The sequence below is a fragment of the Pseudoalteromonas sp. T1lg65 genome (assembly GCF_051930985.1).
In the GTDB taxonomy this organism is placed as follows: domain Bacteria; phylum Pseudomonadota; class Gammaproteobacteria; order Enterobacterales; family Alteromonadaceae; genus Pseudoalteromonas.
The window spans coordinates 1,342,269-1,364,878 of sequence record NZ_CP196837.1 but is presented as its reverse complement, the minus strand read 5'-3'; the positions used below and the strand labels follow the sequence as shown (position 1 = coordinate 1,364,878).

At 43.6% G+C, this 22,610-nt stretch carries 23 protein-coding genes; 1 reads left to right on the top strand and 22 read right to left on the bottom strand.

The window, feature by feature from the left end:
* From cheY to ACSLBF_RS05710, 22 genes are all read right to left on the bottom strand, one after another.
* Nucleotides 1-384: a chemotaxis response regulator CheY gene (gene cheY, locus ACSLBF_RS05815; protein WP_010369104.1), complete on the bottom strand. Its 384-nt coding sequence runs from the start codon at nt 382-384 to the stop codon at nt 1-3.
* 41 nt (nt 385-425) lie between these two features.
* The gene (locus tag ACSLBF_RS05810; RefSeq protein ID WP_440055659.1) at nt 426-1,160 is read right to left on the bottom strand and encodes an RNA polymerase sigma factor FliA; all 735 of its coding nucleotides are present in this window, start codon (nt 1,158-1,160) and stop codon (nt 426-428) included.
* Between the two features lie 2 nt (nt 1,161-1,162).
* Nucleotides 1,163-2,023, bottom strand: a complete 861-nt coding sequence (locus ACSLBF_RS05805; RefSeq protein ID WP_440055658.1) for a MinD/ParA family protein — start codon at nt 2,021-2,023, stop codon at nt 1,163-1,165.
* The gene (flhF, locus tag ACSLBF_RS05800) at nt 2,016-3,491 is read right to left on the bottom strand and encodes a flagellar biosynthesis protein FlhF (protein ID WP_440055657.1); all 1,476 of its coding nucleotides are present in this window, start codon (nt 3,489-3,491) and stop codon (nt 2,016-2,018) included. Before flhF ends, ACSLBF_RS05805 begins: the two co-directional genes overlap by 8 nt.
* Nucleotides 3,492-3,510: 19 nt before the next feature.
* Nucleotides 3,511-5,613, bottom strand: a complete 2,103-nt coding sequence (gene flhA / locus ACSLBF_RS05795) for a flagellar biosynthesis protein FlhA (protein ID WP_440055656.1) — start codon at nt 5,611-5,613, stop codon at nt 3,511-3,513.
* A gap of 62 nt (nt 5,614-5,675) precedes the next feature.
* Entirely contained in the window at nt 5,676-6,806 is a 1,131-nt protein-coding gene (gene flhB, locus ACSLBF_RS05790) for a flagellar biosynthesis protein FlhB (protein ID WP_440055655.1), read from the bottom strand.
* A 15-nt stretch (nt 6,807-6,821) separates the two neighbouring features.
* Nucleotides 6,822-7,601 carry a flagellar biosynthetic protein FliR gene (gene fliR / locus ACSLBF_RS05785; RefSeq protein WP_440055654.1) on the bottom strand — a complete coding sequence of 260 codons (780 nt, stop codon included), beginning with the start codon at nt 7,599-7,601 and terminating at the stop codon, nt 6,822-6,824.
* A gap of 3 nt (nt 7,602-7,604) precedes the next feature.
* The gene (fliQ, locus tag ACSLBF_RS05780; protein ID WP_440055653.1) at nt 7,605-7,874 is read right to left on the bottom strand and encodes a flagellar biosynthesis protein FliQ; all 270 of its coding nucleotides are present in this window, start codon (nt 7,872-7,874) and stop codon (nt 7,605-7,607) included.
* Nucleotide 7,875: 1 nt separating this feature from the next.
* Nucleotides 7,876-8,616, bottom strand: a complete 741-nt coding sequence (gene fliP / locus ACSLBF_RS05775; RefSeq protein WP_440055652.1) for a flagellar type III secretion system pore protein FliP — start codon at nt 8,614-8,616, stop codon at nt 7,876-7,878.
* Nucleotides 8,609-8,941, bottom strand: a complete 333-nt coding sequence (gene fliO / locus ACSLBF_RS05770) for a flagellar biosynthetic protein FliO (RefSeq protein WP_440056198.1) — start codon at nt 8,939-8,941, stop codon at nt 8,609-8,611. Before fliO ends, fliP begins: the two co-directional genes overlap by 8 nt.
* Before the next feature lie 134 nt (nt 8,942-9,075).
* Nucleotides 9,076-9,474, bottom strand: a complete 399-nt coding sequence (fliN, locus tag ACSLBF_RS05765; RefSeq protein WP_440055651.1) for a flagellar motor switch protein FliN — start codon at nt 9,472-9,474, stop codon at nt 9,076-9,078.
* 26 nt (nt 9,475-9,500) lie between these two features.
* Nucleotides 9,501-10,595 carry a flagellar motor switch protein FliM gene (fliM, locus tag ACSLBF_RS05760; RefSeq protein ID WP_440055650.1) on the bottom strand — a complete coding sequence of 365 codons (1,095 nt, stop codon included), beginning with the start codon at nt 10,593-10,595 and terminating at the stop codon, nt 9,501-9,503.
* 10 nt (nt 10,596-10,605) lie between these two features.
* Nucleotides 10,606-11,130, bottom strand: a complete 525-nt coding sequence (gene fliL, locus ACSLBF_RS05755; RefSeq protein WP_440055649.1) for a flagellar basal body-associated protein FliL — start codon at nt 11,128-11,130, stop codon at nt 10,606-10,608.
* A 42-nt stretch (nt 11,131-11,172) separates the two neighbouring features.
* A complete protein-coding gene (locus ACSLBF_RS05750; protein ID WP_440055648.1) occupies nt 11,173-13,143 on the bottom strand; it encodes a flagellar hook-length control protein FliK in 1,971 nt (656 codons plus the stop codon).
* 163 nt (nt 13,144-13,306) lie between these two features.
* Nucleotides 13,307-13,753 (bottom strand): flagellar export protein FliJ, encoded by a 447-nt coding sequence (gene fliJ / locus ACSLBF_RS05745; protein WP_440055647.1) that lies wholly within the window; start codon nt 13,751-13,753, stop codon nt 13,307-13,309.
* On the bottom strand, nt 13,753-15,084 hold the full coding sequence (gene fliI, locus ACSLBF_RS05740) for a flagellar protein export ATPase FliI (protein WP_440055646.1): 1,332 nt from the start codon (nt 15,082-15,084) through the stop codon (nt 13,753-13,755). Before fliI ends, fliJ begins: the two co-directional genes overlap by 1 nt.
* Nucleotides 15,085-15,161: 77 nt before the next feature.
* Entirely contained in the window at nt 15,162-15,974 is an 813-nt protein-coding gene (gene fliH, locus ACSLBF_RS05735; protein WP_440055645.1) for a flagellar assembly protein FliH, read from the bottom strand.
* A gap of 3 nt (nt 15,975-15,977) precedes the next feature.
* Nucleotides 15,978-17,018, bottom strand: a complete 1,041-nt coding sequence (gene fliG / locus ACSLBF_RS05730; protein ID WP_440055644.1) for a flagellar motor switch protein FliG — start codon at nt 17,016-17,018, stop codon at nt 15,978-15,980.
* Nucleotides 17,011-18,729 (bottom strand): flagellar basal-body MS-ring/collar protein FliF, encoded by a 1,719-nt coding sequence (gene fliF, locus ACSLBF_RS05725; protein WP_440056197.1) that lies wholly within the window; start codon nt 18,727-18,729, stop codon nt 17,011-17,013. Before fliF ends, fliG begins: the two co-directional genes overlap by 8 nt.
* A gap of 18 nt (nt 18,730-18,747) precedes the next feature.
* Entirely contained in the window at nt 18,748-19,080 is a 333-nt protein-coding gene (gene fliE, locus ACSLBF_RS05720; RefSeq protein WP_440055643.1) for a flagellar hook-basal body complex protein FliE, read from the bottom strand.
* Between the two features lie 197 nt (nt 19,081-19,277).
* A complete protein-coding gene (locus ACSLBF_RS05715) occupies nt 19,278-20,666 on the bottom strand; it encodes a sigma-54-dependent transcriptional regulator (RefSeq protein WP_440055642.1) in 1,389 nt (462 codons plus the stop codon).
* A complete protein-coding gene (locus ACSLBF_RS05710; protein ID WP_440055641.1) occupies nt 20,663-21,763 on the bottom strand; it encodes a sensor histidine kinase in 1,101 nt (366 codons plus the stop codon). Before ACSLBF_RS05710 ends, ACSLBF_RS05715 begins: the two co-directional genes overlap by 4 nt.
* Before the next feature lie 180 nt (nt 21,764-21,943).
* On the opposite strand from ACSLBF_RS05710, the gene ACSLBF_RS05705 reads away from it, so the two are divergent.
* Nucleotides 21,944-22,549, top strand: a complete 606-nt coding sequence (locus ACSLBF_RS05705) for a DNA-3-methyladenine glycosylase I (RefSeq protein ID WP_440055640.1) — start codon at nt 21,944-21,946, stop codon at nt 22,547-22,549.
* The last annotated feature ends 61 nt before the right edge of the window (nt 22,550-22,610 follow it).

Genomic DNA, 22,610 nt, shown 5'->3' with positions numbered 1-22,610 from the left:
TTAGCCTAATCTCTCGAATACTTTTTCAAGTTTGGTTTTCAATGTACCCGCAGTAAAAGGCTTCACTATATAGCCGTTAACACCCGCTTGAGCAGCTGCTACGATTTGTTCTTTTTTTGCTTCTGCCGTAACCATTAGAACAGGAATATGCTTTAATTTCTCATCTGCGCGAATTGCTCTCAACAGATCAATACCTTGCATGCCCGGCATGTTCCAATCTGTTACTACAAAGTCAAACTCCTGATTCTGTAGCATAGGAAGTGCTGTACTACCATCATCAGCTTCTTGAACATTGGTAAAGCCTAAATCTCTCAGCAGGTTTTTGATTATTCTTCTCATAGTAGAGAAATCATCAACCACGAGAATTTTCATGTTCTTATCCAAAACTTCCTCCAGTGAGGTTCGAACCTATCTAATTATTAACTTTAATTTATCCAGTCATTGATTTTGGCTCTGAGCCTAATCATTGCCTGACCATGAATCTGACTAACTCGAGATTCGCTCACATCCAAAATGGCGCCAATCTCTTTCAAGTTCATCTCGTCGTTGTAATAAAGTGACAGTACCAGTGCATCTCTTTCAGGTAATGACTGTATAGCCTCGAGCAACGACTCGTTAAAACGTTCATTTTTAACGTTATTAAACGGTTTGTCTAGCGCAAAATCGCTGTTCGCTGGAGTGATGACGTCTTCATCGACCCCGAGGTCCTCAATGCCAATCACCTTACTAGCATTTACATCATGTAAAATATGATGGTACTCATCGACTGTAATATCAAGTTTTTCAGCGATTTCAGTATCTTTTGGCTCTCTTCCAAGGTTTGATTCTAACTCTGAAATCGCCTCAGCAACCATTCTGCTATTTTTGTGTACTGAACGAGGAGCCCAATCACCTCTGCGGATTTCATCAAGCATCGCGCCTCGAATTCGAATACCCGCAAAAGTCTCAAAACTAGCCCCTTTGCTCGCATCAAAATTTTTCGCAGCCTCTAAAAGACCGATCATGCCGGATTGTATAAGATCATCGAGTTGGACATTGGCGGGCAGTCGAGCGATAAGGTGACAGGCCACTTTTTTAACTAAAGAGGCATGACTCTCGACCACTTTGTTCAAGTGGTTTTTTGTTTGATATCCTGCCGCCTTATTAACCGGTGATGTCATAATTACCCATTCACTAGCTGTTCAATAAAAAATTCCAAGTGCCCAGAAGGTTGGTTTGGTATCGGCCACTTAACGGCCTTGCTTGCTAGCCCTTTTATTGCAACTGCAGCCGGAGAGCTAGGAAAAAGATCAACAACTGCTCGTTGTCGACGAGACGACTTCCGCATATTTTCATCGAAAGGTATGGTAGCAACCAATTCTAAGGCAACATCCAAAAACCTATCAGTAACTTTGGAAAGTTTGGCAAATAACTCTTGTCCTTCACGCAGACTACGTACCATGTTTGCTACGATTTTAAAGCGATAAACGCCATGCTCTCTACTTAATACTTTAATTAAGGCGTACGCATCTGTAATAGAAGTAGGTTCATCACATACCACTACCATGACATCTTGAGCAGCGCGGGAAAAACTCAATACCATGTCTGAAATACCCGCAGCGGTGTCCACAATTAATACGTCAAATTGTGTATTAAGTTCACTGAAGGCTCTGATCAAACCTGCGTGCTCAGCGGGAGTGAGCTCAACCATGTTTTGTGAGCCGGATGTGGCTGGAACGATTTTAATGCCTGCAGGACCCTCGACCAAAATCTCTTCTAATTCACATTCACCAGAGAGTACATGCGAGAGGTTTCTTTCGACTCTTAGGCCAAGCATTACATCGCAATTGGCTAAGCCTAAATCGGCATCTAGTACCAATACTCTGTGGCCTAGCTGCCCCATCGCAATCGCCGTATTGAGAGAGACATTGGTCTTACCGACTCCGCCTTTGCCTCCGGTTACTGCAATAACCTTTACACCTTGGTTGCTATTTTGACTCATTCTACGCAGGCCACTTGCTTGATCTAAAACTGTGTTAATCATACATTCCTACTGACCCGGACGCTACAGGTACACGTCGCGAGTGTTGTGCTTTTATTCTTTTTAAATACAATTGCTCAGCCTTTTTCACTAGTTTCTGAGCATTTGCTACGCGAATGTCTTCTGGCACCCGCTGACCGTTGGTAAGATACCCTATTGGCAAGCGATTTTGAATCGCTATACTGATTATCTCACCTAAACTTAGACTTTCATCAAGTTTTGTGAAAATACAGCCGCTTAAATTCACTTTCTTAAAATGTCTTACGGTTTCTTGTAAAACATTTATCTGTGCCGTTGCACTCAACACTAGATAGCTGCGAATATCAACTCGGGCACTACGCATAAGTGTATTTAACTGTTCAGTTAAGCGCAAATCTCTCTGACTCATTCCTGCTGTATCTATTAATACTAGACGCTTATTTCGTAAATGATACAACACTTCCGCAAGTTCATTCGCATCTTTAACTTGCTTAACTGGACAGCCAATAATTCGGCCATAAGTGGCCAGCTGCTCATAGGCACCAATTCTATAGGTATCAGTGGTGATTAGTGCAACTTTATCAGCACCAAATTTCTGTGCCCCCAACGCGGCAAGTTTCGCAACAGTCGTTGTTTTACCAACTCCCGTAGGACCAACCATGGCAAAAACACCGCCCTGACGCAGAATGTCATTGTTGGTGGTGTGCATTTGGTTTACTACCATATTCAGCAATGCATTCCACGCTTCTTTTCTCGATACATCGTCTGGAATAAAGCAAGCCATTTGCTCAGCCACTTCTTTATCGATCCCCATGCCCTGTAGTCGTTCAATCAGACAAGCTCTAGTTGGGTCCCTTCTTGCCATTTCTTGCTTCATTAAGCCTGAAACTTGGTGTTCAAGTAATTGACGTATCGCGTTCATTTCTTCACGCATTTCCGACATTTCATCTTTTTTAAAAGATGGCTTTGCTGGCTCATCTCCAAAGCCTGAATCTAAGTCGTCAGACTCATGCCAATGTTGTTGCTGAGCATGCAAATCATCATCAAAGTCGTAAGCATGGTTTTGCTTTTGAGATCTAGCAGGTTGGTTTGGTTGGTAATTAGCATGCTGAGTACGCTGTTCAAGACCTGATAACATCTGCTCTGTGTCAATGCCTGATTGTGAAAACATTGAAGCAAGCTCTGGTGAACGTGGACGAGGGGCTTGACGTTCTAGCAATGCTTCCAAGCTATCTGCAACCTGTGCCTGGGGTTTTGGCTGCGCAGTACGAGGTTGAGGGCGCACAAATGTTGGCGCTGCTTGTGTTTGAGTCGATTTCTCAGGCTGAGGAGCCGGCTTAGCCGCCATTCGATCATTGTCAATTGCAGCTACAATCTCAACACCATCTGCCAATTTTTTGTTGGACATGATCACAGCATCAGCACCCAACTCTTCTTTAACTTCGTTTAAAGCCGTACGCATATCTTTTGCGAAAAAACGTTTAATTTTCATGTTACAGCCCCTCTACCCTCTATTGTCCGACTGAGCTCACTATTTTGATTTGTCTTTCTTCTGGTACTTCTTGATATGACATCACTCGAAGTCCAGGAAGCGTATGTTTCACAAATCTCGATAGCACACTTCTTAACATACCTGAGGTTAATAAAATGGACGGCTCACCTAGCATTTCTTGGTTCTGATGCGCTTCTCTTAACGATTCTTGAAGCCTCTCAGCAAGTCCAGGTTCAATGCCAGCCCCTTCATCACCTGCGTTCTGAAGTGACTGATGCAACATCTGTTCCAACTCAGGCGCCAATGTTATGACAGGTATCTCATCGGCTCCTCCGACAGCGTCTTGAACGATTAATCTGCGCAGTGCAATACGTACTGCAGCGGTTAATACATCAGGGTCCTGACTGCGGGGTCCATATTCAACTAAGGTTTGAATAATAGAGCGCATATCACGAATCGCAACGCCTTCATTAAGTAGGTTCTGAAGTACTTTCACGATAGTCGTTAGTGGTAAAATGTCTGGTACCAAGCCTTCGACTAGCCTTGGGTGGCTTTTCGCCAGCATGTCTAATAAGTTTTGGACTTCTTCGTGACCAAGTAGCAAAGATGCATTGTTAGTTAATAGCTGGCTAATGTGCGTTGCAACAACTGTTGCTGCATCAACAACTGTATAGCCAAGAGAATGCGCTTCGTCTTTTTGCTCAGGCTTGATCCAAATAGCATCTAAACCAAACGCAGGATCTTTTGTTTCAATCCCCTTGATTGGGCCAAACACTTGACCAGGATTGATTGCAAGTTCATCGCCGTGCTTTAACTCACCATCTCCTGAACCCACACCCATCAGTGTAATTTTGTAAGCATTGGGATCTAGCTCCAAATTGTCTCGGATGTGTACCGGTGGGATCAAAAAGCCAAGTTCTTGTGATAGCTTCTTACGAACGCCTTTAATACGACTCAACAGTTCACCGCCTTGCGCCTGATCGACTAATGGAATTAAACGATAGCCGACTTCAAGCCCAATGACGTCAACTGGCTGCACGTCATCCCAGCCGAGCTCTTTGTGGTCTTGTTGTTGAACGCCTTTGCCAGAAGCACCTTGCGCCTCTTGTTCTGCCGCCTCTTGCTCTGCTTGTTTCTTCTGCTGTTGCGTGTAATAAGCGATATAACCCAGTAATACACCTAAGCCTAAAAATGCAACATGAGGCATTCCAGGAACTAATCCCATAGTGATGAGTATTCCAGAAGCAATATACAAGGACTTTTCATTACCCAATTCTTTTTTGAACTGCTCACCCATGTTTTGGGATTCATTTTGTCGTGTTACAACAATGGCGGTACCAATAGAAAGTAATAACGAAGGAAGCTGAGCAACCAAGCCATCACCAATAGTCAACATGGTATAAACTTCCATCGCACGTCCAAAAGAAAGACCATGCTGGATCATACCTACAAACAACCCGCCAATAATGTTGATAGCAAGAATGATGATGCCCGCAATCGCATCACCTTTTACGAACTTACTAGCACCATCCATCGAGCCGTAGAAGTCTGCCTCACGCGTCACTTCTTCACGTCTGGTGCGTGCTTCATCTGCAGAAATAAACCCGGCATTCAAGTCAGCATCAATTGCCATTTGTTTACCAGGCATAGCATCCAAGGTAAAACGTGCAGAAACTTCTGAAATACGGCCGGCACCTTTGGTAATTACCACAAAGTTGATGATGATAAGAATTAGGAAAACCACTAAACCAACGGCATAGTTACCACCAATAACCACGCTACCAAATGCCTCAATTACTTTACCAGCAGCATCTCCGCCGTTGTGACCTTCAAGTAATACGACTCGAGTACTGGCGACATTGAGTGCAAGACGCATGATCGTTGCAATAAGGAGTACCGCAGGGAACATACCAAATTCGAGTGGTTTCAAGGTGTACACTGTCACCAAAAGAACCACTAGCGCCAATGCAATGTTAAACGAAAAAAGGATGTCGAGTAGAAAAGGAGGCAGTGGCAAAATCACCATACCCAAGGCCGCTAACACCATAATCGGTGTGCCTACACCTTTAGCATATTCTTTTTTATCTCGATTGATTTGCTGTAAAACCGCTTTAAAATCCATAAGTTAACAACTGCAAAAAATTGACACCTATGGATATAAGCAATTGTCATTCCAGCTTTAGTTTAATGTTTAATGTCATCAGGGATAGGAAGGTCTTTAGCCAACGCAGTTGGACGTTTTCCTCTTCCTTTTTTGTATCGGTTGAGCTGGAAAACATAAGCTAGTACCTGAGCTACCGCAGTAAACAACTGCTCGGGGATTTGGTCTCCCACTTCGGTCGTGTGGTACAGTGAGCGAGTTAATACTGGGGATTCAAGAATCGGTATTTCGTTACCAATTGCGACTTTCCTGATTTGCATCGCCAGCTCATCAACCCCCTTAGCGATAACAATTGGCGCGCCGGCTTTTTCTGTGTCGTATTTCAAAGCGACCGAATAGTGAGTCGGGTTAGTCACAACCACGTCGGCATCAGGCACAGCTTGAATCATACGACGCTGCGACATCTCTCTTTGAGTACGGCGGATCCGTGCTTTTATTTGTGGGTCACCTTCGGAGTTTTTATACTCATCTTTGACTTCTTGTAGGGTCATTTTGAGCTGTTTATGATGGTTGTAGCTTTGATAAGGCGCATCGATCGCAGAGATAATTATCATCGTGGTACTGAGTGCCAAAAACATCCACGCCAAAATTTCTAGGGCATGTAGAATGCTATTGGGGATTTGCTCAATGCTAAGGTGAAGAATTTCGTCAAAAAAGGAATTGATTAAAAAAATTGCCGCTCCTGCGACCAACGCAAACTTAAGAATTGATTTTACCAACTCAATTAAAGCTTGCGGTCCAAGCATCCTTTTTAAGCCTTTCATTGGAGACATTTTCCCAGGCTTTGGTTTCGCTGCGTCCCAAGAAAAGTTAAATCCCCCCAACAAAGAGTTACCGACAATACCTGCGATACTGATGATTAACACAAACATAGCCAATGGAAAAATAAGCTGTTCTGTCAAGTTTCCCCAGAGCGCAAACATTTTAGTTTTATCGTAGGTTTCAACTCGATTTAGCGTCAACATTCGGCCCATGATTTTGTAGAGCGCTTGACCGATGCTAGGCCCATAGAGTAATAGAGCGATTGCTGAAAATATCAAAACAAACGTTGTCCCAAGCTCTTTAGAGCGAGCTATTTGGCCCTTTTTCCTCGAATCACTAATTTTCTTCGAGGTGGGCTCTTCGGTACGTTCTTGACCTGAATCTTCAGCCATTATCTAACTCTCTACCTAAACGCTACAACCGATTAAATTACACATCAGTTCAGTCATTTTTAACCACTGGTACTCAAATTGCACCAAAAAGTTTCCAAGTGTTGCCCAAATAATGGTTAACCCCGCCACCAATGTAAAGGCAAAACCAACCGAGAATATGTTCATTTGTGGTGCAGCTCGTGTCATGATCCCAAACGAAATATTAATCACTAGCATCGCCGTTAGCGGGGCAAGAGATAGCGCTAATGCAGTGGAAAACATCCATCCCCCCCAATTAACAATCAACCAGAAGTTATCAACGCTCCACCAATTTCCTCCTACCGGAAAGGTTTCGAAGCTGTAGACCACCATATTGATCATCATTAGATGGCCGTGAAAAACAAAAAACAGCAAGGTGGATAAAATCAAATAAAACTGACTCACTGCAGGTACACTCAAACCATTTGCAGGATCAACTACTGACGCAAAGCCAAGTCCAGTCTGCATGGCGAGGATTTGACCCGCAATAATAAAGGTATTGAGCAGTAACAGAGAACCAAAACCAATTGCAATACCAGTCATCATCTCCTGTAAGACAACGAATATCATCGCAAATGAAAACAAGTCGGTAAATGTTGAAGGTGGTAAAGTCGGCACAACAACGAAGGTAATGACGGCAGCCATCGCAAACTTAATTCTGGTAGGAATAGTTTGTGCACCCAAACCAGCCATCACCATAATCATTGAGCTGATCCGAACCAGTGGCAGCAAAAAGTCACTAAGCCATTGAATAATTACGGCAAAAGTAAACTCCATACGCTAACCTGCAATTTCAGGTATACGCATCACTAGGGAGGTAAAAAAGTCCATTAATTCTTGAGTCAACCAGTGACCGCCGGCTATCAGCGCCAAAATAGTGATAATCAAGCGAGGTAAAAAACTCAGAGTCTGTTCATTGATTGAAGTTGCAGCTTGAAATACAGCAACAACCAAACCAACCAACAACCCGGGTAATACGATTGCTGCGACGAGTTTAATAACGACAAATAATGCATCACCCAAGATATCAACAAAGACTTCTGGTTCCATTTTACACCCCTAAACCAAAACTTCGCGCCAGCGTCCCCATGACCAAGCTCCAACCATCAACTAAAACGAACAACATTATCTTAAATGGTAGCGAGACTATCATGGGCGATAACATCATCATACCCATCGCCATTAGTACACTGGCAACCACCAGATCGACTATCAAAAACGGGATAAAGAACATAAAGCCTATAATGAACGCGGTTTGCAGCTCGGAAGTCACAAAAGCAGGGATAATAACAATAAAAGGCGTGTCTTCTGGACTGTCTAATTTGTCATAACCGGCTATCTTTGCAAACGTTTCTAAATCCTTAATGCGGGTTTGAGAAAGCATAAATGCTTTCATTGGTTCTTTTGCTCTCTCCAACGCTTGGATAGACGTGAGCTCTTCTTTGATATAAGGCTGTACAGCCTCCTCATTTATCTGTGCAAATATGGGCGCCATAATAAATAGCGTCAAAAACAGGGTGAGCCCTAGCAATATTTGGCTTGAGGGTGATTGTTGTAAGCCAATCGCCTGCCTGAGGATTGCAAGCACGATAATAATTCGCGTAAATGAAGTCATCATGATGACCGCTGCTGGAATAAAGCTCATCGCGGTCATAATTGCCAGCACTTGTAAGGTCACCGAGTATTCTTGCGTCCCGTCAGGGTTGGTGGTGACTGAAATAGCTTCAATCCCTTCAGCAAATACGCTTCCAGAAGCAAAAATAGCGGCAATAATAAGTAATATTCTAATCATGCTGATGTTTTTTATTTTGTTTGTCGGAATTTACTCGACCTGACAGGAACTTTTGCAATTCGCTGGCAAACGGAGTCACGGGGGTGTTATCGAGCGGTGTTTCTAGTTGATAGAGGTAATTAATACTGCCTGGCGTCACTCCTAATAAGTGCTGCCTGTCGTCGATTTCAACCACTAACAAACGCTCTTTAGGACCTAATGCAAGACTACGGATCACTTTAAAGTCTTTTTGGCTCACAAGATTAGGGTTCATTCTTTTGACTAAATAAGCAAGTCCAAAAATCAATAACACCACCAACCCTAGCGACAAAATCATGGAAACCATGTCTGCATTTAAACCCGGCGCGCCCGATTTAGCACTATCATAGACAACTTTGCCGGTTTCACTTCCAGTCGTGGCAGATGTAGCCAATGAGGTGATACTACATATCACCCCTATGAGACTTGCTAACTTGCTCATTAGCGAAGTTTCTTGATACGTTCAACCTGACTAATTACATCGGTTAAACGGATACCGAACTTGTCGTTGACCACAACAACTTCACCATGCGCGATCAACGTACCATTAACTAACACATCTAATGGTTCACCTGCTACACGGTCCAGTTCAACCACTGAGCCTTGATTAAGCTGAAGTAAGTTACGAATGTTGATTTTCGAGCGCCCAACTTCCATAGAAATCGTGACTGGAATATCTAAAATCGTATCTAGCTTACGTTTTTCATCTGACGATAACGAGGCGCCAGAGTCTTTAAGCTCATCTAGCTCAGCAACTTCAGGTTCATCACCCTGCTCAGCTTCCTCAGCTTCGGCAAGTGCCGCAGCCCATTCATCCATTGTATCTTGATCATCACTCATCGGATTACTACCTGATTATGTGTTTATTACCAGTCTAGATCGACGCCTTCGGAAAGGTGTAGATCTTCCTCTAATTCTGCCAATTCTGCATCTGAGTCGAGTTTTTTACCACCTTTGGTAAAGACATGAAGCTCTGACTTAACCGACTCAGGGCGCTTAATTTTTTCACTGATCTGCAACGCAACATTGTCTCTAGAGCGGCCCATTTTAGCTCTAAATGTGGGCAGCTCTTCAATAAATACGGTGACATGTTCAGGCATTTCTACCGGGATAACATCACCAGCTTTTAACGACATGACCTGATCTAGCGTTAAATCCACTTCCAGTAATTGAGAAGATAGCTCCACTTCTACATCCATGATCTCGTCGCGCAATGCCTTACTCCAACGCAGATCTGTGTCTTCAGTATCGGATTGCACACCTGCATCGAGTAACTCGCGGATAGGTTCCAGCATCGAGTAAGGCAAAGAAATATGAAAATCGCCTCCGCCACCATCTAACTCGATATGAAAAGAGCTAATAACTACAACTTCTGTCGGCGACACGATGTTTGCCATTGCAGGGTTAACTTCCGAATCCAAATATTCGAAAGAAACATCCATAACCGGCGCCCACGCTTCTTTATAATCTTCAAAAATAATTTTCAGTAGCATCTGAACGATACGACGCTCGGTAGGGGTAAACTCCCGCCCTTCAATTTTTGCGTGGTAACGACCATCTCCACCAAAAAAGTTATCAACGAGTATAAATACCAATCTGGCTTCCATGGTAATAAGACCGGTACCCTTGAGAGGTCTAAAGCGAACCATGTTCAAACTTGTTGGCACAAACAATGTGTGAATATATTCACCAAACTTTAGCATTTGTACGCCATTGATCGACACTTCCGCAGTACGCCGCATCATGTTGAAAAGGCTGATCCGCATATGTCGTGCAAATCGTTCGTTAACGATTTCCAGCGTTGGCATTCGACCACGAACAATTCGGTCTTGAGAAGAAAAGTCATACTGCAGGGCCGTGGCGCCTTCACCATCTTCGCCTTCGCCTATTTCTTCTTCTTCGACTTCGTCTACACCGTGGAGTAGCGCGTCGATTTCATCTTGGGATAATAAGTCGCTCACAGCTGCTACCTTATTGCATCACAAAGCCTGTAAATAGAACACGTTCCACAACCTTACTGCCTTCAACGCTTTCCATCGCAGCTTGGACTTTATCAAGTGCGGTAAGCCGAAGTGTTTCCTTACCTGCGCTGGTACTTAATTCGTCAGCGGTTGTTGTTGAAAATACACTTAACAATGTACCTTCAATTAACGGAATATGCTTTTTGGCGACTTCTTCGTTAATATCGCCTCGTACTAAAAGCTGCACTTTAATTTGTACGATCCGGTCGCGACTCGCACCTGGAACATTGAATACAAATGGCCTTGGCATAGCAACATACAATGCGCTACCGACATCAGCCGAACTCCGAGTTTGCGCTACAGCTTCTGAAGCGGTTGTCTCATCTGATAAGGTTTCTACAGGCTCTTCTGAGCCGGAAAAAACAAAAAATAAGATAACAGCCAGAACGACGACACCGACAGCGCCGCCTATGATCACCTTCTTTTTATTCGAGCCACCAGCTTCTTCTATTTCTAAATCGCTTTCTTCAGCCATGACAAGCCCTTATGTTTAGTATTATTTCAATAATAGCAGGTGTTAGGCATAGTAATCTATTGCTGAATCACTATTTCCTGATTGTTTCACTCGGCCGATTTCATCTTGCTGGGCTTGCTCTTCCGATTCATTCCCTCCAGCACCACCCTGACCGGCAAAACGGGTTTCCTGTTCAGCAGCTTCTTGCTGTTGCTGAGAGATCTGGCTGTCACCTAGCTCTATTCCCTGCTCAGCAAGCATTTCTCTCAATCTTGGCATAGATTGCTCTAAAGCCTCCTTTGCTTGCTGGTTTTGCACAACAAAGTTTACTTGAGCTTGTTCAGCATCCGTTTTAATACGAATTTGCATCGCGCCCAGTTCCGGCGGATCTAATCGTATTTCAACTTCTTTATTATTGAGATTCATCATCATACCAACACGCTGCTGCAGCTCTTTCGCAGCATCATTTCGGGCAATATTAATCGCTTGTTGTAGATTGGCAGACTCGTTCCCAGCTTTGCTAGTGGCATTCGCTTGTTGGCTACGAGAGTCGCTGTGTTGCAGTTGCTCAACCTGTTTCATGGTCTCTTTGAATGAGTTTAAATCTGCAGTTTCTGTTTGTGAATTTACCGCATCCACCTTTAAGTTAGCGTTGATCTGACTGAAAATATTATTTGCTTTCTCAGCCTTTGCCGATTCTAAGGCCTTGCTCTCAGTTGGCTGAATCTCCGCTTCTTTACTCACGACTTCTTCTTTCAGCAGCTTTGAATTTGATTCTTTACTATATTTATCTGAATCACTTTTGTTGTCATCAGACTTTAAACGCTCAACATAAGTACTCGACTTTTCTTGCTGATTAATACCGCTGGTCGCTGCATTTTTACTTTGCTTAGGCTCCGCCATAAGCGGCGGCTTTTCTTCGCTGTGTTCAGCACCGGCTTCATCAACAACCTCGTTTGACAGCACTTCTTTGTTCAACTTAGCAGCCTGTAGCACAGCAGCTGGGTTTGTTGCTTGGGATACAACCACAAGTTCACGACTCATCAACTCTGCAAATACTTTTTGTACTTCAGGCGACGCTTTGTAAACATCGATTTCACCTTTCAATACCGACTTCAGTTCTGCAACCTGAGCATTATTTAACTTCTCTGTGATTGTTGTTAGCGCAGACTTACTCTTGCCATCATCTCCTTTCGTACCAAGCAGTGCAGTAAGTTCCGCTGCTTGCGTCTTTGTAGCGCGCAGCTCAGATTCTAGTTTAGTGGCAGCTTGTTCATCTGTTTCAAGTTGTTGATGCAGGCTTGCTTCGACTGCCGACTTGGTGCTTTTTGACTGATTATCAGTCAATTGGCTTGCAGTTAAGGCTGTTTCACGACCCTTTTCATTTGCAGTTAGAGCCGCTTCAACTTGGCCTAATAGTTTAGTGTCTTTAGCATCCAAACCTTCACCTGCTGTAGGTGACATAGATGCTGCATTCGAATAAAGTTTATCAACATTGGTACCCTTACTTTGTGTTACCAACTCACCAACTTTGATATCACTCTCGACCTTTATTTGGCCCTGCTCGGTGTACTCACTAGATTGAGTCTGTTGATTAGCAGAAGTGTGAAGTACTTGCTTTACAGCTTCAGATACACCACTTGGGTGACGAGTTACCGAGGTGTTTTGCTTCTTCGCCGCATTAATTTGTGACAGAAGATCAATCTCTACAGAGTCAGACTCTATGTCTTGAGCCACTTTTCCAGAGGCTTGTGTCGGTAAAGTTTGACCCGCTTCAAGCCGTTGTTCAGTATCAGTTTGTGTTTCCGACTCTTGGACATTGACGTCAGTTACTTTCGCAACTTCCTGGTCTGGTTGTGTGTGCACAGTTTCACTATCGGCGGCTTCTTCGTTAGCTTTCCCTTCCTGAACTTGCTCAGATTGCATCAATGTCGCAAATAGTCCTGAACTGTCGACATCTTCAGCCGAGGACTTGCTGTTTGTACCATCTGCGCCAGCGCTCTTAATTGGTGATGTTGATAATACATTCATCATTCGTTACCTTCAGGTGGGGCAATTAGCTGCCGTAAAGAAACCTAATTTAGTAGAAAACTAACCTGTTGTTTTAAATTAATAAATTAACTTTTCAAAAAGCAGTTTCTAATAAAATCTACCTAACTAACTGAACACATGCATAAAGCAGACCATTGTTGCTTATTTAGAATGCAGGACCTCGCCTGACAAATTGATTGGTCGCAAATTCATCCAGCATTTGCTGTTCCGCTTTGGCCAATTTGGCTTGTTTGACCAATTCTTGTTTTTCTATCAGCTTTTCTATCGCTTTGGTTTTTGCCTGTTGCGCAAGCCATAGCTTTTTTCGCTGCTCTACAACCTGTTTCGCAGTATTTACGGTGGCAGCCTGTTGCACAATCGCTTGCTCAATTTTATTAATGAAATTGTGGTACTGTGTAAAGCCAGCGCTAGATAACCCTTGCTGCGCTTTGGTGTTCAGCTGGTTACTGTACTCAAGACGAAAATCGTTCAGCCCTTTGAGCTTTTGCTGATTCACATTTAAATGCTGTTGCGCTTGCGCAAAGTTAACTCTCAACGATTCTTCTTTGTCCTGCTCAAGTTTAAGCAGTAGATGTAGTTTATTGGCAGCCATTAACCTTGTCCCAGAAGTTGCGCTAAGTTTTGCAAGCATTCATCGTAATTTAAAACGTCTTTCATACCTTGCTGTAAAAATGCGTTGACCGTTGGCATCATATTGATTGCTTGATCAAGCATCGGATCAGTGCCTTTTTGATAAGCGCCCAAGGTGATCATATCTTTGTTTTGTTGATACATGGAATAAACTTGTTTTAACACTCTGGCTTGCTGCATGTGACTTTCTGAAACCACCTGAGGCATTACACGACTGATCGATTTCTCAATATCAATTGCTGGATAGTGACCACTGTCAGCCAGTTCTCGCGACAGGACAATGTGGCCATCAAGAATTGCGCGCGCGGCATCCGCGATGGGATCTTGCATATCATCGCCCTCACTAAGTACAGTAAAGAATGCTGTAATTGAGCCTTGGCCCTCACCACCATTACCTGCACGTTCTACAAGTGCAGGAAGCTTAGCAAACACCGATGGTGGATAACCTTTAGTTGCAGGAGGCTCTCCGACGGCAAGTGCGATTTCACGTTGCGCCATAGCATATCGTGTCACCGAGTCGAGTAAAAGCAGTACATTCATACCTTGATCACGAAAATATTCCGCGATCGTCACTGCACTTTCACAACCCTTTAAGCGCATAAGCGGTGAAGCATCAGCGGGAGCGGCGACCACTACGGAACGTCGGCGTCCCTCAGTGCCTAGAATTTCATCGATAAACTCTTTGACTTCTCGACCACGCTCACCAACCAAGCCAACGACTATCACATCCGCTTCACTGCCTCGTGTCATCATACCCAAAAGTACTGATTTACCGACACCACTTCCGGCAAACAACCCCATCCGCTGACCTTGTCCAACGGTAATAATCGAGTTAATGGCACGGACACCGACATCCATAGGTTCTTTGATTGGCCGTCTAGCTAGCGGGTTAATTGGCGCGGCCGCAAATTTCAAGTGGGTCTCTGCATCAATACTACCAAGACCATCGAGAGGTCGTCCCAAGCCATCCACCACACGGCCAAGTAAATTCATACCTACAGGTAAACCTGAATCACGAACTTTGGGGATAACACGCGCACCAGGCAACACCCCGGTGATATGGTCATTTGGCATTAGGTAGAGCGTGTTTTGATTAAAACCGATGACTTCGGCGTCAACAAAGCCATTTTGTGTTTCGATTTTACACAAGCTACCAACCGATGCATTTAGGCCGGTAGCTTCTAATGTTAAACCCACAACTCGGGTAAGGCTGCCGGCTACTGCAACCCCAAATGGCTTTACGAACTTTTGATATTTTGACAAGCGCTCATTGAGCGCTATAGACGCTTGCATCGTGATTAGTACCTTTTATTCAACACTCTTTTATCATTAGAGTATTAATAACCAAGCAGGTTCTTTCGCTGTTGGCTTTATTCGATACCACTGTCTTGCAAAAATGATTCCAAAACGTCGACTATACGATTCTTTATCGTCATGTCGATTGATGATTGAGTGGTTTTAACTTCACAGCCACCACGCTCAAGAGTAGGCTCAGGGATCAACTGCCAATGCTGAGCAGCAATATGTTCCTCTCCGTACATGTGCTGCACTAGAGTTAAGTCTTCTGGGTGCAAATGGATTCTGACTTCCTGCTGTTTAACTGGTAAAGCATCCATTGCCTTCTTTAGCGCATGAAGAATTAACTCAGGGTTGGTCTTTAGCTCAGCAAACACAACTTGCTCTGCCAATAATTTGACGAGGGTTATCAATTGCTTTTCGCATGCTTCATCCACCTTTTGCAAAGGTATTTGTAAGCCATCTAAAATACTTGAGAGCGCTTTCATACGCTCTTCAATCAATGGCTGAGCTTCTTCTAGACCTTTTTCTTTACCAATTTCAATACCTTCTTTGTAACCTGCTTCTTTTCCTTCTGAAACCCCTTTTTCAAAGCCTTCAATGTATCCTTGTTCATGGCCTTGTTTAATTCCCTCATCAAATGCATCTTGACGAATTTGCTCTAGCTCTTCGATTGTCAGAGTGGGAAATTCTGGCTCTTGAGGTTCTGGTTCAGCTGTTTTTTCCTTATGAATATAGAGTTCTTCCAATGGAGTGCCATACGCTGTTGATCGCCCAACAAACTTTTCAGGGCGTTCCGTTACATCAGGAATAGGCCAGTTTTCCAGTAACTCATCAACCGCTTCTGAACTAACCGGACGCCCTTTGTACAACTTTTTTTCCGCCATGGGTTATAGGAACTCCTCACCACCGCCACCACCGAGCATGATTTCGCCAGAATCAGCTAAACGCCTTGCTGTTGCAAGGATTTCTTTTTGTGCCGCTTCTACTTCACTTATTCGGACAGGCGGCATGGCTTCTAAATCGTCGAGCATCATTTCAGCTGCTCGTTTAGACATATTCTTCATAATCTTATCTTTAAGGCCTTCATCGGCACCTTTAATTGCCTTCATGAGCACGTCTTGTTGTACTTCACGCAGAATAGATTGAATACCACGGTCGTCAACATCCATGAGGTTTTCAAATACAAACATAAGATCCTGAATTTGTTGAGACATTTCTTCATCATGTTCACGAATAGAGTCCATCAACTGACCTTCAATATTGGTATCGAGGTAGTTCATGATATCCGCAGCAGCTTTCAAGCCGCCCATTTTCGCCGCTTGCGCACCCGCTTGACCAGCGAACTGTTTCTCCATGATTTCGTTTAGTTCTTGCAGTGCCGCTGGTTGAACTTCTTCTAGGTTTGCAATACGCATGGTTAAGTCAAGTCGCACTTTCTCAGGGAACTGCGACAAAATTTCGGCGGATTGCTCAGGTTCAAGGTAAGAAAGTACGATTGTTTGGATCTGCGGGTGCTCGTTACGAATAATATTTGCAACCTGCTTGGAATCCATCCATTTCAATGAATCTAAGCCTTTAGCCCCTGAGCCCATCACGATTTGGTCAATTAGACTTGCAGCCTTATCTTCACCAAGCGCGGCTGTCAGCGCTTTCTTGATAAAGTCTTCGGATTGGAAACCAATGGTACTAAAGCTTTGGATCTGTTCGATAAATAAGTTATGAACCGCTGCAATTTTGGCCTGTGACAAATCGTCCATTGAGGCCATTGCCATCCCTACTTTTTGAACTTGTTTTGGTTCTAAGTGTTTAAGGATCTGCGCAGCATCTTCCTCTGTTAAGCTAAGTAATAAGATGGCGGCCTTATCGACGCCATCTAGTTTATTAACGTCAAAGGCCACTGGCAGTTGTTTTTGTTCTTGATCAGTCATCTTCTGTCAACCACGCTTTCACAACTTGTGATGAGAGTTCTGGTTCGTTAGCAACAAGCGCACGTACTGCTTTAAGTAGGTCTTCGTCACCATGTAAGTCTGGCAATTGTAATCTACCGTCAGAAGAGAAGCCAACCGCTGATTCATCAAAGTCATTGTTTAACATATCTAGAGTACTATCACCTAAGTCGACACCGCTGGTTAGTGCATCTTCGTCAAACTCTTCAAGAGTGTCATCAGGGTAGATTAGACGTTTCAGCATGGGTCTTACTACAGCTAAGATTAGCACAATGATAATCAAGGTTCCCGCCGCTAAACGAACCGTTTTTGCAAACCACTCCTGTTCCCAAAGCGGTATTTCTCGCATGTCAGTAATATCTTCTCTAACAAACGGTACTGTCACTACTTCTAACGCATCGCCGCGTTGCATATCAAATCCTACGCCACCTTGTAGTAAACGACGAATATTGTTCAGCTCTTCTTGTGAACGTGGCACCATCGTCGGATTACCTTCAGCGTCGGGCTTAGATACGTAATCCACCGCGACACTTACACTAATGCGACGGATAACACCTGTTTGTTGGCGTTTGTGACTAATAGTGGTGTCTAACTCATAGTTGCGAGTCGCTTCTTTTTGATTACTACTAGGGTTTCTGGCATTACCGTTGCCACCTTGACCAGCAACTTCAGGAATATTCGAGTTTACTGGTGGTTGATTCGTTAATGCACCAGGGATCCCAACAGCTAACCCACCAATGTTGTTTTGTTCGTAGGTGGTTTCACTCCGCACTGCTGGCAAGTCTGGATTAAAGCGTTTTTGCGTTTCTTCAACTGAACTAAAGTCCATCGTCAAGTCTACTTGTGCAGTAAAATTACCAAGACCGACTGTTGGGATAAGAATGCTGTCGATTTTTTCTAAATATTCTTGTTCGCGCTTACGTTCAATTTCATACTCTTTACGTGAACGAGCCGCTAACGAGTCTTGCGATCCAGAATTAAGTAAACGGCCATTTTGATCTGTTACTGTGACACGCGAAGGCTCTAAACCTTGTACTGCAGAAGCTACAATATCAACGATAGAGTCCACTTCTTCACCATCTAAAGTGCGACCACGTTTAAGCGTCAATACCACCGTAGCAGAAGGCTTTTTCTCACGACGTGCAAAGACGTTTTCTTTGGGAATAGCCAGCAAAACTTTAGCACGGTTGATATCTTGTAGTTCTTCTATCGTTCTTGCCAACTGCTGTTCACGACTATGCTTTAAACGCTCACGTTCGAGACGCTGACTCACACCAAATCCCATATCTTGCATCAAAATGTCTGTGCCAGAACTCGGCGCTTGCGAAAAGCCATCGCGTGCCATTCGCAACTTAATGTCTTGGTAATCGGACTCTGCCACCAGAACGGTATTACCGTCCAATTGATACTCAATCTTTTGTTGATCTAAGAAATCGAGAGTCTCAACCAGTTCTTCTGTCGGGTATTTTCCAAGTGGGCGCATATCTGGCTGACGCGCCCAAATGATGATGAATATTGCAATAGCCAAACAAATAGCAAGTGCAATAACCAGAGTAATCTGGCGAAGCATATCAACACCGCTTAACGCACTAAAGTAGCCAGATTTTTGCTCTTGTTGCTCGTGAGAGCCAGTATCGTTATCGATACCGCCATCAGAAAGCGCAAGATCTGTTGATTGATTAGTAGCCACAATTACTCTCCACTTACTCTATTAAACCGGCATGCTCATGATTTCTTTATAAGCTTCAACGAGCTTATTACGCACTTGCACTGTTGCTTCGAATGCCACAGACGACTTTTGCTTTGCAATCATGGCTTCAGCCAAAGACACGCTACGATCACCCATTTCAACGGCGGTCACTTTTTGCTTAGCGTCTTTTTGAAGGCCGTTAACCGTGTTGATTGCATCTGACAACATGTCACCAAACTGGCTGGATGAAGATGCCGCTGTCTTTACAGGCAATGAAGGCTGTTGAGATTGTCTCATTGCCTCTGTAGCCATCGCTTGCATTTCTTGAAATAGCGCTGATGATTGTACTTTCATGATGCTTATCCAAATTAACTTTACTTGAAGTGGATAAAGCAGGATATATGCCAACTATTTAAGCCTTTAAATTCAAAAGGTTACAGTGTTTTTGGTACGTCATATTTTTGGCAAGTGAGATAAATGAAGATTAGGAGCCTAGAATAAGCTCCTAATCTGTAGAGAGTTGATGTCACGTTATGCAAGAAAGTGTCATATCACGCGGGTAGTGCAATGCCCAGATCTCTCATTCTCGCGAGTTTATAACGCAGTGTTCTTGGACTGATACCGAGCACTTCAGCTACTTCTTTACGCTTTCCGTTAAACTTCTGTAGTGTATCCAAAATTATTTGATGCTCTTTGTCTTGTAACTCTTCTTTGTAGTTAACCATGTCGTCGTCTGAGTTACTTTCAACACCTGAGTTAACGAAGATCTGCACATTTTGTTCAGTTTCAGTCACAGGAATATGTACTTCTGTCGGCACAAAGTTTTCAATAAAGATATCCTGTTCGTTAATTTCATCACCTTGAAATAGGATAAGTGCACGTTGGATCACATTATCTAGTTCTCGTACATTACCAGGCCAAGAATGAGACTGAAGTTTTTGCTTCGCTGCTGCACTCAACTTTGGCGTAAGTTTGTTTGCTTTTTGCGTATGACGAACCAACAGATGCTCAGCTAGTACAGTAATGTCTCCTGGTCGCTCTTTAAGTGGCAACCACTCAAGCGGAAATACATTCAAACGATAATATAAGTCTTCTCTAAAGATGCCATCTTCCACCGCTTCTTTTAAATCACGGTTACTCGTCGCCAAAACTCTGACATCAAGTGCAATTGTTTTTCGACTACCTAGTCGCTCAACTTCTCTTTCTTGCAATACTCTGAGCAGTTTTGCTTGTAGCCCCAAATCCATCTCGGTGATCTCATCTAGTAATATTGTCCCTTTTTGAGCTTGCTCGAACTTGCCAGGACAGGCTTGAATAGCGCCAGTAAACGCACCTTTCTCATAACCAAATAGTGTGGCTTCAAGCATATTTTCTGGAATAGCCGCACAATTTATCGCCACAAAAGGTTCATTTGCACGTTCGGATTTATCATGGATATAGCGTGCGAGTACTTCTTTACCGGAGCCGCTAGGGCCCAATACCATAACGCTGGCTTCCGATTTAGCCACTTTGGCTGCGAGTTCGAGTAACCGTAAGCTTTTTTCATCCGCAACAACCGGACCGTCAGTTTCGCGTTCTTGCTCAGGCAAGTAACGACTGACCATATTCAGTAGTACCTCTGGTGCAAACGGCTTAGCCATGTAGTCAATTGCGCCCAAACGCATTGCCTCTACAGCATCGTCGATGGTCGCGTAAGCTGTCATCATCAAAACTGGCAACTCGGGATAATTCAATTTGATGGTCTTGAGTAAATCAAGTCCACTCATTGCCCCCATTTGTACATCGCTGACCACTAGAGAAAAGTCCTCTTGCTTAAGCATCAGAACGGCTTGTTCAGCACTGTTGGCCTCTTCACATTCGATGTTGGCAAGCTGGAGTGTATCGATTAACGCTTCTCGTAAACCTGCATCATCTTCAACTACTAGTACCTTATTACTCATAAATCCTCCGCTTCAACAACTGGCAAAACTAGGCTAAAACATGCTCCTTTACCCTCAACATTGTGGGCTTGAGCATACCCCTTGTGAGCATTAGCAACAGAACTAACGACTGCCAAACCTAAGCCCGTGCCTTGCGCTTTTGTGGTGTAGAATGGCTCAAACAACTTTTCTACTTCGTCAACGTTTATTCCAGGTCCGTTGTCCGTCACTGAAATTCTGACATACCCTTCTTTAATATCTCGGTGGGCGCTAATCTCTATTCGAGCACCAGCACCAATTATTTGCACACTATTGTGGATTAAGTTTTGAATGGCGCTTGCTAAGGCTGTTTTATTACCAAGAATTTCGATATCTGGCTCAGGCAACTCCGCAACTAACTCCGCCTTATGTAATTCAATCATGGCATCAGCACCAGCTTTTACTTCACTTAATAACTGCTGCATCGATACTTGTTCCACGACTTGCTGCTCACCGCTTTTGGCAAATAGCAGCATGTCATTAACTTGACTCTCAAGATCTTTTAACCGTGACATTAACTTGGTATGAAACTTTTCTCGTGACTCTGCTGGTAGACTATCCGAACCCAAATGCGCGCTATATAGCATAGCCGCTGAAAGCGGAGTTCTCACTTGATGTGCCAGCGATGCGACCATTTTACCAAGCGCACTTAAACGCTGCATGTGTGCGACGCGCTTTTGTAGCTTCCGCGTTTCAGTCAAATCAGTCATTAAGATTAACTGGCCCGGTTCAGGAGTTAATGCTGTGATCTCTAACTTGATCAAGCGGCCATTTTTTAACGACACTTCATGCCCATCATCGTGCTGAGGGCGGAAAGAACGCTGGATTATATTGAACCATTTTTCGCCTTCAAGTGGCTCTCCAAGCATATCCATCGCAATTTGATTTGCCTTCGCTATCATACCTTGACCGTCTAGAACGACTACGCCAGCTGGCATTGTGTCAACTAAATGACCCAACCAGCTCGCTTGCTGTCTTAGGTCGCTCAGTTCACCAACATAAGCTTCTTGTAATAAGCCCGGCCCAAATGGACCAGAGGCTGGCACAAATTGTGGATTAATAACATGTGCTAATGCCATCTTTCCGCTCTCTATAAATTCATAACACAGTTAGTAAAGCAAAAAGCGATCCAACTTTAAAACGATTAATTATCAATAATTTAGAGTGCGACAATACGAGACAAACAATTGACACTGTTTTTTTATACAGCGTTATGCTAGCGTAATATCCGTAGCCGAACTTTATTAAAGGAGAAGAAGGTGACACGATGCTACTGGGTTGATGAAACAAAACCAGATTACGTGCAATATCACGATGAGGAATGGGGAAGACCTGTACTTGATGATCAACGTCTATTTGAATTTATAACTCTTGAGTCAGCGCAAGCGGGATTAAGTTGGTACACCATTTTAAAAAAAAGAGCCGGATACCGAGAAGCATTTAAACAATTTGATGTACAGCAAGTCAGTCAAATGACTGAAGAGGATATTGAACGCTTACTCTCTTTTGATGGCATCGTCAAAAACAGAGCTAAAATTGCGGCCACAATAAATAACGCGCAAAAATTTATCGAGATCCAAAATGAGTTTGGTAGCTTCGCAAGATACCAGTGGCAATTTGTAAATTTTCATCCCATCGTGAACTTGGTTGAGACACCTACTGATGTTCCTGCTACCACCCAACTAAGTCAGGTATTTGCCAAAGATCTCAAAAAACGTGGCTTTAAGTTCTTAGGACCAACAACGGTTTATGCTCACATGCAAGCGTGTGGCATGGTTAATGATCACCAGCAAAATTGTATCTGTAGGCAAGTGATTATCGATTCGTATAAGGATATCGACTTCGCGGGGTTAAGGAATGGCTGACGATTACGACCATACTGAAGTGGTTCTGCAGTTAGTCATTCAATGAATATATCGAGCTAAC